15 protein-coding genes are annotated in these 15,665 nt (G+C 31.3%); 9 read left to right on the top strand and 6 right to left on the bottom strand.

Going from position 1 to position 15,665, the window contains the following annotated elements:
• The first annotated feature begins 164 nt into the window (after window positions 1-164).
• Window positions 165-596 (top strand): hypothetical protein, encoded by a 432-nt coding sequence (locus Q0829_RS02300; protein ID WP_298539460.1) that lies wholly within the window; start codon window positions 165-167, stop codon window positions 594-596.
• Window positions 597-718: 122 nt separating this feature from the next.
• Here the strand turns inward: Q0829_RS02300 and Q0829_RS02295 are convergent, their stop codons facing one another.
• Window positions 719-1,120: a hypothetical protein gene (locus Q0829_RS02295; RefSeq protein ID WP_298539456.1), complete on the bottom strand. Its 402-nt coding sequence runs from the start codon at window positions 1,118-1,120 to the stop codon at window positions 719-721.
• A gap of 82 nt (window positions 1,121-1,202) precedes the next feature.
• On the bottom strand, window positions 1,203-1,616 hold the full coding sequence (locus Q0829_RS02290) for a DUF3052 domain-containing protein (RefSeq protein WP_298539454.1): 414 nt from the start codon (window positions 1,614-1,616) through the stop codon (window positions 1,203-1,205).
• Between the two features lie 198 nt (window positions 1,617-1,814).
• Here Q0829_RS02290 and gcvT point away from each other — a divergent pair, with 198 nt between their 5' ends.
• The 3 genes from gcvT (at window position 1,815) to Q0829_RS02275 (ending at window position 4,275) form a co-directional block, all read left to right on the top strand.
• Window positions 1,815-2,897 carry a glycine cleavage system aminomethyltransferase GcvT gene (gene gcvT / locus Q0829_RS02285; protein ID WP_298539453.1) on the top strand — a complete coding sequence of 361 codons (1,083 nt, stop codon included), beginning with the start codon at window positions 1,815-1,817 and terminating at the stop codon, window positions 2,895-2,897.
• Window positions 2,898-2,986: 89 nt separating this feature from the next.
• On the top strand, window positions 2,987-3,802 hold the full coding sequence (locus Q0829_RS02280) for a sugar nucleotide-binding protein (RefSeq protein WP_298539451.1): 816 nt from the start codon (window positions 2,987-2,989) through the stop codon (window positions 3,800-3,802).
• Window positions 3,803-3,861: 59 nt separating this feature from the next.
• Entirely contained in the window at window positions 3,862-4,275 is a 414-nt protein-coding gene (locus tag Q0829_RS02275; protein ID WP_298539449.1) for a thiol-disulfide oxidoreductase DCC family protein, read from the top strand.
• A 477-nt stretch (window positions 4,276-4,752) separates the two neighbouring features.
• Here Q0829_RS02275 and Q0829_RS02270 read toward each other — a convergent pair whose 3' ends face one another.
• Window positions 4,753-4,932 (bottom strand): hypothetical protein, encoded by a 180-nt coding sequence (locus tag Q0829_RS02270; protein ID WP_298539446.1) that lies wholly within the window; start codon window positions 4,930-4,932, stop codon window positions 4,753-4,755.
• Window positions 4,933-5,190: 258 nt separating this feature from the next.
• Here Q0829_RS02270 and Q0829_RS02265 point away from each other — a divergent pair, with 258 nt between their 5' ends.
• Window positions 5,191-7,059, top strand: coding sequence for a DUF4139 domain-containing protein (locus Q0829_RS02265; RefSeq protein ID WP_298539444.1), 1,869 nt, complete (start codon window positions 5,191-5,193; stop codon window positions 7,057-7,059).
• 68 nt (window positions 7,060-7,127) lie between these two features.
• Here Q0829_RS02265 and Q0829_RS02260 read toward each other — a convergent pair whose 3' ends face one another.
• Window positions 7,128-7,517 (bottom strand): hypothetical protein, encoded by a 390-nt coding sequence (locus Q0829_RS02260; protein ID WP_298539441.1) that lies wholly within the window; start codon window positions 7,515-7,517, stop codon window positions 7,128-7,130.
• Window positions 7,518-7,787: 270 nt separating this feature from the next.
• Here Q0829_RS02260 and Q0829_RS02255 point away from each other — a divergent pair, with 270 nt between their 5' ends.
• The 4 genes from Q0829_RS02255 to Q0829_RS02240 are packed head-to-tail and all read left to right on the top strand — an operon-like array spanning window position 7,788 to window position 12,568.
• Window positions 7,788-10,118 (top strand): outer membrane beta-barrel family protein, encoded by a 2,331-nt coding sequence (locus tag Q0829_RS02255; RefSeq protein ID WP_298539439.1) that lies wholly within the window; start codon window positions 7,788-7,790, stop codon window positions 10,116-10,118.
• Window positions 10,119-10,128: 10 nt separating this feature from the next.
• Window positions 10,129-10,845 carry a hypothetical protein gene (locus Q0829_RS02250; RefSeq protein WP_298539437.1) on the top strand — a complete coding sequence of 239 codons (717 nt, stop codon included), beginning with the start codon at window positions 10,129-10,131 and terminating at the stop codon, window positions 10,843-10,845.
• 23 nt (window positions 10,846-10,868) lie between these two features.
• On the top strand, window positions 10,869-11,897 hold the full coding sequence (locus Q0829_RS02245) for a histidine kinase (protein ID WP_298539435.1): 1,029 nt from the start codon (window positions 10,869-10,871) through the stop codon (window positions 11,895-11,897).
• The gene (locus Q0829_RS02240; protein ID WP_298539433.1) at window positions 11,894-12,568 is read left to right on the top strand and encodes a LytTR family DNA-binding domain-containing protein; all 675 of its coding nucleotides are present in this window, start codon (window positions 11,894-11,896) and stop codon (window positions 12,566-12,568) included. Before Q0829_RS02245 ends, Q0829_RS02240 begins: the two co-directional genes overlap by 4 nt.
• 38 nt (window positions 12,569-12,606) lie before the next feature.
• Here Q0829_RS02240 and Q0829_RS02235 read toward each other — a convergent pair whose 3' ends face one another.
• Both Q0829_RS02235 and Q0829_RS02230 read right to left on the bottom strand, forming a co-directional pair.
• Window positions 12,607-14,049, bottom strand: coding sequence for an aminotransferase class I/II-fold pyridoxal phosphate-dependent enzyme (locus tag Q0829_RS02235; protein WP_298539431.1), 1,443 nt, complete (start codon window positions 14,047-14,049; stop codon window positions 12,607-12,609).
• Window positions 14,050-14,150: 101 nt separating this feature from the next.
• Window positions 14,151-15,473 (bottom strand): dicarboxylate/amino acid:cation symporter, encoded by a 1,323-nt coding sequence (locus tag Q0829_RS02230; RefSeq protein WP_298539429.1) that lies wholly within the window; start codon window positions 15,471-15,473, stop codon window positions 14,151-14,153.
• Window positions 15,474-15,665: the final 192 nt, after the last annotated feature.

Raw genomic sequence — 15,665 nt, 5'->3', positions numbered from 1 at the left:
AATATATATTATTTTTAAGGGAATGTATAGATTTTACGCCTATAAACACCCTGAAAACCGGGTATTTTCTTCACTGAAAAAAGTGTTTGGTAAAGGCGTAAACAAGTGTATATTTGCATTGTTAATAAAAACAAACCAATTAATTAACATTTTATATAAAAATCATGAAAAAAACCATTTTAAATTTCGCATTAGTTATGGCTGTTCTTTTTGCAGCTTCTTGTAAAAACGAAACTAAGTCTGAAGCAACTGATAGTGCTGACAAAACTGAAGAAGTTGAAAAAACAGAAAAAGCAGAAGAAAAAGTAGAAGAAAAAACTGAAGCTGCAGCATCAGATGGTGTACCTAGTTTTAGTGACGAAAAAGTACAGGAGTACGTAAATTCTTATGAAGCTTATATCGAAGAGTATAAGAAAGTAGTAGAAAGTAAGGATATGACTGCTTTTGCTTCTTTAGGTCAAAAAGGACAAGAATTAGGTACCAAAGCTCAAGAAGTTATGGGGAACCTTTCTGGTGATGACGTAAAAAAGCTTAATGATTACATGATGGCTAAGTCAACTGAATTACAAGAGTTATCTAAAAAGTTAATGCAATAATCATTGCTAACGTATTAAGTTAACTTATCGTAATTGATAAGAGTTATGTTACAAATCCTGTTCTAACTTAGAACAGGATTTGTTATTTACTAGGGTTTATATATAATTCCTGAAAAAAGAGTTTAAGGAAGTTTCTGGTAACGTTGACCGCATTCTTCTATACAAGGATGATATAAAAATAAACTTCCTTCTTTGATTTCAAAGCTAATCGAAAAAGGAGCATTACACGAAACAGTTATAGTATTTTCATCGATAGAATAACTTTCTGTACTATTCCCTTCAGATTCTATAGCTAATGAACATAAACTACCATTAGAAACTTGTAGAATACCTTCTCCCAAAAATTCTAATTCTAAATCACTACTTATCGGTTGGAATGTACCACTTCCATCACCTGGGTCCACTAATTGCTCTATTAGTCTCCATTTTCCCAATAAATCTGGATTCGTTATAGTGTCGTCATCGTCATTGCAAGAGAAAACAAATAAAAGTGGAATAAAAAAAAGAAGTGCTTGATTTTTCATAACTATAAAGTGTTTATAATATAGATACATTTCACACAATTAGGTTGCTTCAAATCAGATATTTTAATCAAATATTGATCTATTAATTTCTGTCTGACACACGGTAAACAAATTTTAAACCACTCCAGTCTTCATCAACAGCGGCTACCTTAATATCCACCAATCCAATATCTAATAAATATTCTCTTATAGGTTCTCTTTTAAGATCAGTAGGTATTTTAGAGCTACCTTTGGGCCAGCTAACCCATAACATTCCGGTTTTCTTTAAAGCAGTTTTGTATATTGGTATCTGAGTATGTAGTTCATTTGCACTAGTACAAAACACGTGAATAAAATCTGCTTCTTCAGGTGTAACCTTATATAACTCTTTTATATTCTTTGGTAAGTCTGAAAAAAGATTCCAATAATGATCTGGACGATTATAAAATAATAACGCCAGCCCGTCCTTTATTCCTAGTTTTTTAGCTAGTGGCGTACCTGAATATCCAGCCGACATAATTTTTTTAATTAATGGTGATTTTTATAAAGTTATTAAAAAACATATAAAATCATATTACATATTATAATATCCGTAATTATTAGCTTTTAGATTTAGAAAAAGTTAACAATTAATCATATAAAAGGATTGTTTACCAACACAAAGTTTTTTACTTTCGGCCTCAATTTGATTCTTAATTCTACAAATCGATTCTTTATGAAAAATACTGCGTTAACAGAAACTCATACTGCTTTAGGTGCGAAAATAGTTCCATTTGCCGGATACAATATGCCTGTATCCTATGATGGAGTAAATATAGAACACGAAACAGTTCGTAACGGAGTTGGTGTTTTTGATGTATCACATATGGGTGAGTTTTTGATCACCGGTCCTAATGCATTGGATTTAATTCAAAAAGTAACTTCTAATGATGCAGCTAAGCTTGTAGATGGAAAAGCGCAATATAGTTGTTTACCAAATGATAAAGGTGGTATTGTAGATGATCTGATAGTATATAAAATAGCTGATGAAAAATACTTATTGGTAGTCAATGCCTCTAATATACAGAAGGATTGGGATTGGATCAAGAGCCATAATACAATGGACGCTGATATGCGTGATTTATCCGAAGATTACTCTCTATTAGCTATTCAAGGCCCAAAAGCTGCTCAAGCAATGCAATCTCTTACCTCCGTAGATCTGGAAGCTATGAAGTTTTATACATTCGAAGTAGCAGATTTTGCAGGAATTGATCATGTAATCATTTCGGCTACTGGATATACTGGTAGTGGTGGTTTTGAAATTTACTGTAAAAACTCTGAAGTAGAGCAAATTTGGAATAAAGTATTAGAAGCGGGTGCGGATTTCGGGATCAAACCTATTGGTCTAGCAGCTAGAGACACATTGCGATTAGAAATGGGGTATTGTCTTTATGGAAATGACATTAATGATGAAACTTCTCCTATTGAAGCTGGTTTAGGCTGGATTACAAAGTTCTCCAAAGATTTTGTGAATGCCGATGCTTTGGCAAAAGAAAAAGAACACGGACCAGAACGTAAACTAGTAGGTTTCGAATTAGATGAAAGAGGAATTCCAAGACACGATTATGATATTGTGGATGGAAATGGTAATAAAATCGGAATTGTGACTTCTGGTACGATGTCTCCGTCTTTAGGTAAAGGAATTGGATTAGGGTATGTCCCTAAAGTTTTTGCTGCTCCCGGTAGTAAAATCAATATTCAGGTACGTAAAAAAGCAATTCCTGCGACAGTAGTAAAATTACCTTTTTATAAAGGATAATTATTTTATAACAATAATAAAGAGTAAGTTAAGTTTCAAGGTTACGTAGTTTAGTGATCTTTGGAACTTAACTTTTTTTAGCATAAGTATTGAAAAAAATTTTAATCATAGGAGCCAGTGGTTTTATAGGAAATGCTCTATATAAAGAGCTAAACTCCTATTTTGACACCTATGGTACATACAGAACAGACAATACTTTTTATGAAAAAAATCAAAAATTCTTTCAGTACGATATGGAACTCGAAGATATCTCCATATTATTGGACAACTTAAAACCTACCATTATCGTTTCTGCTTTTAGAGGAAATTTTAATTCACAATTAGATGCGCATCAAAGAATCATAAATTGGTTAACAAAGAATAAATCAAAATTAATATTTCTATCCAGTGCTAATGTATTTGATACGTTTAGTAATTATCCATCCTATGAATACGATAAAACATTAAGTGATAGTGTTTATGGAAGGTTAAAAATCAAAATTGAAAATGCATTAATGCGCTTACCCACAAAAAAATATGTAATCGCTCGAATACCAATGATTTTTGGTGCAAGTACACCTCGCGTACAGGAACTAAAAACCTTACACGATCTTAAGGCGCCAATAGAGGTTTTTCCTAATGTAATTATCAATGCAACTTCTATTTCTAAACTTACACAACAATTACACTATATCATTAATCGAGGTAAAAAAGGTATCTTTCATCTCGGAAGCACTGATCTTATTTATCATCTGGATCTCATTACAGAAATATGCGATATGCTTCAATTAAAAGATCCTAGTTTTAAACAAGTTTTTGATTCTAATAACGATCGTTATCTAGCTGTCTTGCCTAAGGATAATTTGTTGCCAAAGAATCTACAAATTACTACTAAACAAGTTATAGATTCTATTATCCTGAAATGATTCTTAATGAAATTATAATTGGTTAACAAGATTCTATATTTGGTTCTTATCTTTGTAGTATGAATATCGAAGGAAAAAAAATCATATTATTCGATGGAGTATGTAATCTTTGTAATGGAGCGGTTAATTTCATCATTAAGCGTGATAAGAATGATGTATTTCGATATGCTTCTTTACAGAGCGATATAGGGCAGAAATTGGCAAAAGAAAGAGGTATTGACACTTCAGAATTGAACACCATTCTACTTATAGAACCTAATATGGCATATTATCATAAGTCAACAGCTGCCCTGCGTATTGCAAGACAGCTGTCTGGTGGTTATCCGTTACTTTCTGTTTTTCTTATTTTTCCTAAATTCTTAAGAGATTGTGTTTACGATATAGTCTCAAGAAACAGATATAACTGGTTTGGTAAAAAAGAGAGTTGCATGATTCCAACTCAAAAGCTAAAAGCCCTCTTTATCGACCAATAACATATAATTTACTTTTGCAATAGCATTATGAATTAATATCAAAACTTTCCCCCTTTGATGTTACCCTATTCAATTCGGCTTTGTTCATATTATCTATATGTACAAATCCTAAACATGCTACTGCAAAGCAAATTAGTATTATTGGTATTAAAAGCTTTTTCATTTTATTTTGGGATTAAATGATTTGGCAGCAAAAAAAGACCACTCTTTAATTACGGTTTAAAAGTAATCATGATTACGGTCTTAGTTGATAGGTATTTTAGAATTCGTAGGCATTCATTTAGAATTCGTAAAAACATCTTTTTTTCATTCATATAATGATCTCTATTGTTACAAATAAAAAACTGCCTTGCAATAATGTGCAAGGCAGCAGTCTTAGAGTGATCCGTTACTTTTTTTGTTTTCCCTTTTATTTATCCAATTCAGAAATAATTAATTCTTTTCTTTATTGGTTTGTAATGTATCTTTCTCAACTCTTCATTTAGTCTCAAACTTTTCTATTGTTGTAATTTCTGCATCAGAACTACTGTTGATTTGATGCCTCTCTCTTAACTGATTATATTCTTCATCTAGTTTATTCACATTATCGATATGCACAATACTTAGGCATATAACTGCAAATGAGATTAAAGCTATGGGTAGAAAAAGCCGTTTCATAATGAGTGTATTTTAAGTTTATTAATAAGTGTGGTTCAAAAGTATGCTTATCTATTACACAAAGTAAGGGGACTTTAGCTAGAAATCATATAGGGGTTTTCCCCCTTTTTCACTATTTACAGGACATTCACAGCTTTTTAAACTGTAAACTAAGTGCTTATATAGATTTACTCAATCAAAAAGCCAGTTCACTCAATATGGGTTTATCATTATAGGTTACAGTTATATTTTCGTTTAAAATCCAAAAAGTATACAACTATGAGAACCTTTACCTTACTTATGTTACTCTTACCTACTATTATATTTGGTAATAATGATAAAAAAGTATCCTCTACTATAGAAGAGGTCACTGTTTATATATCAGGGGCTAGAATCCAAAGAACCGCTTTAACCGATGTAGTACCAGGGGTAAATGAAATTGTATTTAATGATCTTTCTAATAAAATTGATGAAAATAGTATACAAATTTCAGGTTTAAAAAATGCTTCTATCTTATCCATAAATTATGGAATCAATTATTTAGAAAAGAAAAAGAATTCGAAAGAATTAGAACTATTAGAACATCAACTAGAATTATTATTATTGAAGAAAAACAAATTAGAGAACTTACTCTCGGGACTTCATCAAGAAAAAAAGGTATTAGAAAACAACCAACGAATTGGTAGCGATCAAACTGCACTTTCATTGGAAAAAGTAAAACAAATATCCACCTATTACCGAGAAAGATCAGTAGCTATACAGAATGAAACTTATAATATTAATCTGGAAAAAAATAAATTACACGATGAAATTAGAAACATCACCAATCAAATCGATAGACTTAGTGATCATACTAAAGAAGAACGAGGAGAAATAAAGGTAAAAATAGATGTATCTTCTGCTACAAACCTTGCTTTAAAACTAAAGTATAATGTAACAGACGCCGGTTGGTTTCCTTTGTATGATATCAAATCAAAAAATACCAACACTCCTCTTAAAATAACATACAAAGCTAATGTGTACCAAAAAACGGGTACCGATTGGAATAACACAAAAGTTATCTTATCTACAGGTGATCCTAACACTAATAACATAAAGCCAGATCTTACAACCAGATATTTAAACTTTAGTTATGGTAGTTATCAAAGAAGAAGTGCTGTAAATAGATATTCCTCCACCTATAATCCTAATATAAAAACAGTAAGCGGTATTGTAACAGATGAAAAAGGGCTTCCGCTTCCTGGTGTTAACGTAGTGGAAAAAGGATTCAATAACGGCGCTGTAACAGATTTTGATGGTAGATATACCATTACCATACAACAAGGAAAACAATTATCATTCTCATATATAGGTTTTGTAACCGAAGAAATAACAATAGGAAGTTCTATAGTCAATTTAAGTCTGGAAGAAGATGATACTGCACTAGAGGAAGTTGTTGTAGTGGGTTATGGAACTTCATCAGGATATAGGAGAGCATCGCGTAGTAAATCGAAAAGAAAAAAAGAAACCTATAATGTTACTGTAGAGGCCAAAGAAGAGGGAATTACAAATACCCGATTTGTAATCAAAAAGAAATATACTATCAAATCCAATAGCGATATCACTACTATAGAAATTGATAATTTTGATATGAATGCTGATTACAGTTATTATGTTGCTCCAGAACTCAACGAAAATATATTTTTAACTGCCAAGTTAGGAAACTGGGAGCAGTTTGATCTATTAGCTGGAGAAGCTAATATATATTTTGAAGGTAGTTATGCAGGAAAAACAAATATTGATCCTCAAGCAACTACAGACAGTTTGACGATCTCTTTAGGAACTGACCCAAACATTGTGGTAAAAAGAAAACCTCTGAAAAAATTTAAAAGCAAATCCTTTTATGGGAGCAATAGAATGGTAGATCTTGGATATTCCGTACAACTAAAAAATAATAAACAAAATACGATTCATCTGATTCTCGAAGATCGAATTCCTGTTTCTCAGAACAAAGAAATAAAAGTAGATAATATAGAAACTAATGATGCGAATTACGATCCTAAAACAGGAATCATGAAATGGAAACTAACGGTAAAACCCAAAGCACAATTGGAAAAACAATTTTCTTATCAGCTGAAATATCCGAAAAACAAAAGAATTAATATATAATGATATTATCATAAATACTACTACCGTTTTGTGAAAATTAAAAAACGGTAGTAGTATTTTAAGCAGTACTATCTTTCAAAACGGAAAGTAAATCCATCTATAGCGCTTTCTGTGATAGTAAACACAGTGTTTTCTAAGTTTAATCTGCCATAATCTACTTCATTAACCGCAAGTATATTTGCATCTGCTGCATCAGAAACACTATATGTATATGTTCCTGATACTAACAATGTGTTAGCAGAAGTAGTTGTGCTATTGTTAACGATGGTAACCATCCCTGAAGTTATATCAAAATCCCAAACAACCGCTCCCCTATCTATATCTTCATCTAATCCAGTGATACCTCCTGATACATTAACAAGATTCCAGGTGCCCTGCAATGTGGGTACTGAGTTATCATCATCATTACTACAACTTAAAAGGATAATCGAAAGTAATACTAGACAGAAACGTTTCATGTTTTATAATTTAAAAGTTAATTCTCTTAATAGATGGTATACTTCTATATTGGTTGCGTCTAAAAATTAGTAACTAAATTTAATTACCACTAATTCATCAATATCTAGCAAGGTTCAGAATAGAATCAATATGTTTTCTAGAAGGAAAACCATGATAAAGTATCTATGATTATGATACCATTTATGTTAACAGAGAAATTAGTGACTTTCACAGATTAAAATTTTATAAAAAAGACAAGAGTATCACTTTTGAGATATCTAAATCAAAAAATGATACGAACAGTAACTTTTATCGTATTATCAATTTTAGGGTCACTAATCACGACTGCTCAAGAAATTGATACTTTCACAGGAATTGTAAAAGATTTATCTACTCATAAGGCAATTCCATTTGTAACCATTGCCATCTATGATGATAAAGGAGAATTGATCGATGGCACTTCTACCGATGAAAAAGGCGAATTTATACTAAAGCTTAAAGAAGTATTTACATCTTATGAAGTTAGTTTTATAGGATATGAAACTTATGTAGGTCGGTTTACAGAATTAATTACTTCAGAAAATGTTTTAATCAAACTAACACCAAAAGTCAGTACGTTAGACGAAATAATTATAAAAGGAAATCGGACAACAACACAACTTAAAATCGATCGAAAAATTATAAATATAGGAACCGATATCCAACAATCAGGAACTACAGCATTAGAAGCTTTTGATCAAATTGCAGATATTCAAACAGATCTTGGGACTGGTAATTTATCTCTGAGAGGAAGTGATAATGTACGACTATTAATCAATGGTAAACCTTCTTCTATGAATGCCACAGAGTTATTAGAACAAATACCTTCATCGACCATAAAAAGTGTAGAAATAATAACTTCTCCATCGGCAAAATATCAAGCAGACGGGTTATCAGGTATCATTAATGTGATTTTAAAAAAAGATCTAAACACAGGACTTAATATGAATCTCAATAGCTCTATAGGTACAAAACGATATGGATATGGAGTCCAAGGTAATTATAACCTATCAACCATGAATGTAAGATTTAATGCTTCGCAGTCTGGAAGAGAAATGGATAGTAAGCAAACGATAAATAGAACATTTATAGATGGTAATACTCAAGGAATATTCACTCCATATGATTTTAATGGAATGATCCGAAAAGGAGCTATCGGATTGGATTTCTTTACCGATAAGCATAATGAATTTTCTATAGGGTTTGATTATACAGATGATTATCATAGTTTTTATAATAGGTCACAGTATTTCAACATAACCGATCGAGAAGATTTTATATATACAAGAAATTCTGAACATACACATGTGACATCTGTGCTTAATGCTAACTACCGTCATAAATTTGCTAAATCCAATCATTTCTTGGAATTAGATTACAACTTTAACAATAATAAGAATGATTATCCAGCTTCTGATTTTGAAGATGATGTATTTCAATTTGATCAAATCATAACAGAAGATAATAAAATCCATACGTTTTCTTTGGATTACTCCTTACCCATTTCAGAAAAAGTACAAATAGAAACAGGAGTTTCCTGGAACAAAAGTAATTCAACAAACAATCAATATTTTATTACATCAAATGAAACTGACGCAACAAATAATGTATTTGATTATAAAGAAGACCTTATTGGCATTTATGGACTCACTAAATTCAATGCATATAAAATAGATTGGCAAATAGGATTACGATATGAAGGTTTTTCTTCAGAATCGCAGAATACATTAAGCACATCAAATACGGACTTAAAGTTTTCTAACCTATTTCCATCTATACATCTTTCTTATAAATTTAACGAAGACGGCACACTCGGAGTAGGATATAGCAAACGCATCTCTAGACCTAACCTGCATCATATCAACCCTTTTCAGCTAGGAAATCCGTTTTTCAGGTTTGACGGTAATCCAGCTTTGAAACCAGAATACAGTGATAATATTGAAGTAAATTATCAAAACAATGGAAACAAACTCAATTCGTCTATTGCTGCCTTTTATCGTTACCGGAAAGATGTGATACTATGGGTACAAGATATTAAGGATGAAAATATACAAGTAATTTCATTTCAGAATATAGGAATCAACCATTCTTTTGGTATAGAAACAACAATATCTTATAAAATAGCTAAGTTTTGGGGTGCATTTTTTACAGGAAATTACTACTATACAAAAGTCGAAGAAAATAACTTGAATACCTGGGATAATTTATACTCTTCTAGTCTACAGTTTAAAAACACCTTTAAAATTTCTAAAAAAATAAGCACTGATATTACGTATCGGTATACCCCTAAACGACAAAATGCTTTCGATTTTATAGAACCCAGAAATAGAGTTGATTGGGGAGTAAGAGCAAAATTTTTGGAAAATAAATTAACAGCTAATTTAAGAATAATAGATGTATTTGATAATAATTTGATGAAACGAAATACACGTACAAGAGAATTTAATCAGCGTACCATATGGAAATTTCAATCCCAAACTCTTGGGTTTTTATTTAGTATTAATTACTCCCTTTTCAAAAATAAAAATAAAGAAAGGAAAAGAAAAAAAAGAGAATATAGACATAATGATTCTAATAGTTAAACAATTAATCATGGTAAAAGATCATATAAAAAAGATGTATTTCAACTCACTCACAGTATCTATAATTATTATTTTGGTAATGACTGGATGTGAATCCAATAAACTAATAGAAGAACAAATCAATCCAGAAGAACTTTTAGAATGGAAAACGCTAGGAAAGGGAAAAACTTCGATTAAGGATCGGGAATTTATTATGGAAGAGATTGATAGTTCTGATGGGCTCTTTTTAATAAGCCCTAAAAATTATCAAGGAGATATCATATTAAAATACAAAATAAAAGCCTTGTCTGAAGCATCAGTGCTTATAGTATTATTCTCTGCTTCTAATACCAGTGAAACTTTAGAGCTAACAATACCAGAAGATAACATCTCTAACGAAGATATCTGGCAATGGCGCAGAGAAATGAGTCATTACAACTTAACTTTTAATAATAAATCACATGGATACACACCTTTTTTCTATAAAAACATTTCAGCATTAGAACGTGATTTTCATTTAAGAAAACCAGATAACATTATGGTATCCAACCAATGGAGTACAGTAGAAATCGGTAGAAATGAAGGAAAAGTTTGGTTTTCTCTAAACGATAATATTGTTTTTGAACGGACGGATTTTTCTCCACTTAAAGGTGGGCATATTATTTTTAGAATAAGTGGTGGAACTAGAGATGGAAAAAATATTCTTGCAAAAGCGTCTATAAAAGATTTGAAAATACATCATCAATAAAAGTAATACCTTAGTCTTAATTTATGAAAAAAGATTCTACATATGATAAATTGAAAAAAATTGAGCCATTGTTGCACCTGCTCTTCTGGTTAATTGTGCTTTTGTTTCCGTATATAAAGTATCTGGGACGCGAAGGCGGTTATCCCATGAGTTTCTCTCATGAATTAGTAGCGTTATTATTTAATAGTATCCCAACATATATGATGTATTTGTGGTTTTTTCCTTTAAAAAACAAGCGAAAATATATACTATTGGTATTACTCTTTTTTATCGTTAATGCCTTTTTTCATTATTATGCAGATACTTTTTTTCATTTGGAAGAAAATCATAAAGATCATCGATGGAGATCTATGATTTCGAGCTTAGTAACATATATTACCTTTAGTTTGGTGTTTTTTGCAGTTTTCTCCGTAAAGAAATTGTACGCAAAACAATTAGAATTAGAAACTACAAAACAAGAAAAACAACAAGCAGAACTTAGCGCACTTAAGGCGCAAGTAAATCCTCATTTTTTATTTAATACGCTGAATAATATTTATGCGAATGCTTTAAGAAAAGATGATAAAACTCCTGATTTAATTTTAAAATTATCAGATAGCTTCAGATATGTATTACACGAAGGACAAAAAAAGCAAGTAACAATAGATAAAGAGATCGGTCACATAAAAGATTATATTAGCTTACAAGAAGAACGATTATCAACCAAAGTAAACGTTAGTTTTGTAGAAGATATTCATGATTCTCAAAAGGAAATAGCTCCATTACTTTTAATACCTTTTATAGAAAATGCATTTAAGTATACAAGTATATTAAAAGGTAACAAACACCCTATAAAAGTTAAAACTATATCAGATAAAAACCAATTCTATTTTTATTGTGAAAATACATATAATAAAGATAAAATATCCGAGATCGAAACAAATTGGAAAGAAAGTGGTATCGGTATAAAAAACACTAAAAAAAGATTACAATTGTTGTACCCCAAACAACATCAACTATTAATTGAAGAAAATGATAATCTTTTCAAAGTAACACTTACTATTACATTATGATGAATTGTATCATTATAGAGGACGAACACGGAGCACAAGAAGTTTTAACAAACTATATTGATAAAACTCCATTTTTACATTGTAAAGGTATTTATGAAAGTGGATTGGATATTGATTCTAAACAGTTAGAAGAAGTTGATTTTATATTTTTAGACATCCAGTTGCCAGAATTGAATGGGTTATCTTTTTTAAGAACTTTAATTAATCCTCCTAAGGTTATCATTACTACGGCATATCCTGATTACGCAGTAGAAGCTTTTGAAGAAGCTGTTATCGACTATCTGGTAAAACCATTTTCTTATGAACGATTTTTTAAAGCTGTAAATCGTATACAAGATAAAATTATAGAAAAAAAGGAATATGTTAAACAGTTTTTTTTATATGCCGATAAAACAATTTATAACATACACGTTGATGATATATGTCTTTTAAAAGCAGAGGTAGATTATGTAAAAGTGGTTACACTCCATAAGAATATATTGATTCTGGATACACTTCGCAATTGGGAAGAAAAATTACATAATTTCAATTTTATTAGAATACATCGTTCTTATATTATCAATATGGATAAGATCGAAAAAGTATCAGGAAACCAAGTTTTTATTGGAGATAGGGTAATTCCAATAGGTAAAACCTATAAGAGTACTTTTCTAAAACTTATAAACTATTAAACTAATTAACGTCTAGCCTTCTAATTACGATAGAAGCCTTATTTGAACCTAAAAGCTATTTTTTGTATTTCATCCAAAAGAGCAATAAAATCACTTTCTTCTGTTAAAGGATTCATTATGGATGTTCGTAAGTATCGATCCTCTCCTATCATTGTCTGTACGATATAAAATTTTCCTGATAAGATTAACTCTTCACGTATTTGCGAATTGAGTGAGTTGATAACATCTGAAGAAACATCCGTATATCTAAAATTCACAATATTGGCTTCCGGATCAATAAGTAATTCAAACCCCTCTCTTTCTTTAATAATAGCTGCAAATGCCTTTCCAAGATCATACAATCGATTTATATTTTTTTCGAAAATATCTTTACCATGCATCTTAATAATTGAATACACCTTTAGCGACATCATTAATTTAGTACACTCGAAGGTCCTTTTACCAGAATTATACCACTCTCTAGATTGCTGAGAATCCCAAAGATACTGTGCTTTTTGCTCAAAAGTTTTATAAGAATCTTCGCTGTTTTTAAAGATTAAAGCAGTATTCAGAGCTGGTGTCAATAGCATTTTATGAAAATCAATCACCACAGAATCTGCTTTGTCGATACCTTTTGCTAAATATTTATATTTTTCTGAGAAAACAACTCCACCTCCGTGCGCTCCATCTATATGAAACCATAGATTATTATCTTTTGCAAAGGTCGCTAACGCCTCTAAATCATCATAAGAACCGGTAGATGTAGAAGAAGCACATCCAACAACTGCTATGACAACTAAACCTTTTCTTTGTGCATTTTCCAGATATTCTTCTAATAAAGAAGTATCAATTTTATAAGATTTATTTGATGGGATTTTTATAATTCCTTCTGCTCCAAATCCTAGGATTCTTGCAGCACGATCTATACAATAATGTGCTTCTTCAGAAACTAAAACCGCTAATTTCTCTTTATGACCTTCTTCCCAAACCATTCCAGGTGCTTTTGCTTTTCTTGCAGCTAATAACGCCGTTAAATTTGCTAAAGTCCCTCCAGAAGTAAGAAAACCGGAAGCATCAGATCCGTACCCAATTTTCTTGGCAACAAAATCCGTAACAATTCTTTCTAATGCATTAGACGCCATACCCATTTCATAGACTCCAGTGCCATTACTCAATAAATCGGTTACCAATCCAGAAAGACTACTGATTATTGAAGGTACCGCTACCTGATGTCCCATATATCTAGGGTGATGCACATGAATAGATCGCTCTAAAATATCTTTATATACATCTATTATATCAGTATCAGAAGACATATCTTCTTTCCAATAAGCTAATTCTTCTTCAGGATTTTGATATTTGAGTACAGCTTGTTCTCTCTGGGATTGTACTTGATCCAGGTGGTCTGCTAGTACATCTACTAACTGATGGCCTATATTTCTAAAATCTGATGGGCTATATAATTTTTGTAATGATTCGTCTATTAGCGTATCTTCATTCATGTCGAGCTTGATTAATCAATTCGCATTAAAGGTAAAAACCCTAATTGTATATTAGGTAAAAAGGATTGAATTTTAGAAAAACAATAACAAATTACATCGAATTATCCTTGATAATGATCATCCCAATCTTTTACTTTAGGATCTCCTAATTTACCAACGGATTTTGCAACGATCATAGACACAGTAGCATCTCCTGTTACGTTAATCGTAGTTCGTAACATATCTAATGGTCTATCAACTGCAAAAATTAATGCCAATCCAATAGGAAGTTTATCTGATGGAAAACCTATAGCCTCTAAAACAATTACCAACATTACCATTCCTGCACCTGGAACAGCTGCAGAGCCAATAGAAGCTAATAATGCAGTTAATACAATGGTAATTTGATTACTAAATGTTAATCCTTCTGGCCATAATACTTGCATAATAAATACAGATGCTACTGCTTGATACAAACTAGTTCCATCCATATTAATGGTCGCTCCAACTGGTAATACAAAACTTGATACTTCTTTATCTACACCAATATGTTCTTCTACCCTTTCCATAGTAACTGGTAAAGTCGCAGCACTAGAACTTGTAGAAAATGCCAATAATTGCGCAGGACTAATTTGTTTTAAAAACCAAAGAGGAGATTTTTTGGTAATCACAGAAACTAAAATACAGTAAAAGAAAATCATTAATCCTAATCCAAATACTACCACACCTGCATATCTTAATAACGCCAATAATATATCTGGATCATCAGAAGTTACAACAACATTAGCCAATAACGCAAATACAGCATAAGGAGCAGTAAGCATTATTAAATCAACCATCTTCAAAACTACCTCATTTAAGCTATCAAAAAACTTTTTTAAAGGATCTGATTGTTCCTCTTTAATCAATAACATACTAATACCAAGAAAGATGGCAAAGAATATTACTTGTAACATCATTTTATTATCACTCATTGCCTTTACGGCATTTTGAGGAACCATATCTACAACAAATTGTAACGGCCCACTTTCTTTTTGTCTTCCTGCCTCAGCAATACGTTCCGATATTTTAGCGCTACTTGCATACTCTGTGGTCAGCTTTTCTATTGTCTCCGGAGTAATTCCATTCCCTGGTTTCATTACATTAACCAACAGTAAACCAATAGTAATAGCGATAACTGTAGTGAGTACATAAATTACAATGGTCCTTCCTCCAATTTTTTTGAATTTTGAAATATCTTTTAGATCTGAAATCCCTTTTATTAAAGAAGCGAGAATCAGTGGAACTGCGATTAGTTTCAGAAGGTTCACAAAAATAGTTCCTAATGGTGCAATCCAATCCCCGGTAAATCCTTTACCCCAAGAAAACTGAGTCATTAAAAATCCGAATAATATCCCAGCTATCATTCCGATCATTATCTGCCAATGCAATGCAATTTTTTTCATGTGAATTATCTAATTTTCTGAATACAAAAAGTCGAAGATATAAAAAAAGGTTGAGTAGATGAGTTTTTTATAGTGTGAGTATGTGAGATTAATAGTAACACGTACAATGTAATAAACATGTACCCGTAAGTAAGTTAGAGATTTAACCTGTTATGCATTTAGAATGAAAAGTTAATGAAAAGCTTCAATTCG

Origin of the sequence: uncultured Aquimarina sp. (genome assembly GCF_947492405.1) — a bacterium.
Classification (GTDB): Bacteria; Bacteroidota; Bacteroidia; order Flavobacteriales; family Flavobacteriaceae; genus Aquimarina.
The sequence above is the reverse complement of the archived record's forward strand: the minus strand, read 5'-3'. Positions and strand labels throughout refer to the sequence as shown.

Bases quoted from the DNA above. Each gene is read 5' to 3' on its own strand.
- Q0829_RS02270 (WP_298539446.1), bottom strand. From the start codon at position 4,932: ATGAAACGGCTTTTTCTACCCATAGCTTTAATCTCATTTGCAGTTATA.
- Q0829_RS02265 (WP_298539444.1), top strand. From the start codon at position 5,191: ATGAGAACCTTTACCTTACTTATGTTACTCTTACCTACTATTATATTT.
- Q0829_RS02295 (WP_298539456.1), bottom strand. From the start codon at position 1,120: ATGAAAAATCAAGCACTTCTTTTTTTTATTCCACTTTTATTTGTTTTC.
- Q0829_RS02250 (WP_298539437.1), top strand. From the start codon at position 10,129: ATGGTAAAAGATCATATAAAAAAGATGTATTTCAACTCACTCACAGTA.
- Q0829_RS02245 (WP_298539435.1), top strand. From the start codon at position 10,869: ATGAAAAAAGATTCTACATATGATAAATTGAAAAAAATTGAGCCATTG.
- Q0829_RS02275 (WP_298539449.1), top strand. From the start codon at position 3,862: ATGAATATCGAAGGAAAAAAAATCATATTATTCGATGGAGTATGTAAT.
- Q0829_RS02255 (WP_298539439.1), top strand. From the start codon at position 7,788: ATGATACGAACAGTAACTTTTATCGTATTATCAATTTTAGGGTCACTA.
- Q0829_RS02300 (WP_298539460.1), top strand. From the start codon at position 165: ATGAAAAAAACCATTTTAAATTTCGCATTAGTTATGGCTGTTCTTTTT.
- Q0829_RS02260 (WP_298539441.1), bottom strand. From the start codon at position 7,517: ATGAAACGTTTCTGTCTAGTATTACTTTCGATTATCCTTTTAAGTTGT.
- Q0829_RS02230 (WP_298539429.1), bottom strand. From the start codon at position 15,473: ATGAAAAAAATTGCATTGCATTGGCAGATAATGATCGGAATGATAGCT.
- Q0829_RS02290 (WP_298539454.1), bottom strand. From the start codon at position 1,616: ATGTCGGCTGGATATTCAGGTACGCCACTAGCTAAAAAACTAGGAATA.
- gcvT (WP_298539453.1), top strand. From the start codon at position 1,815: ATGAAAAATACTGCGTTAACAGAAACTCATACTGCTTTAGGTGCGAAA.
- Q0829_RS02240 (WP_298539433.1), top strand. From the start codon at position 11,894: ATGATGAATTGTATCATTATAGAGGACGAACACGGAGCACAAGAAGTT.
- Q0829_RS02235 (WP_298539431.1), bottom strand. From the start codon at position 14,049: ATGAATGAAGATACGCTAATAGACGAATCATTACAAAAATTATATAGC.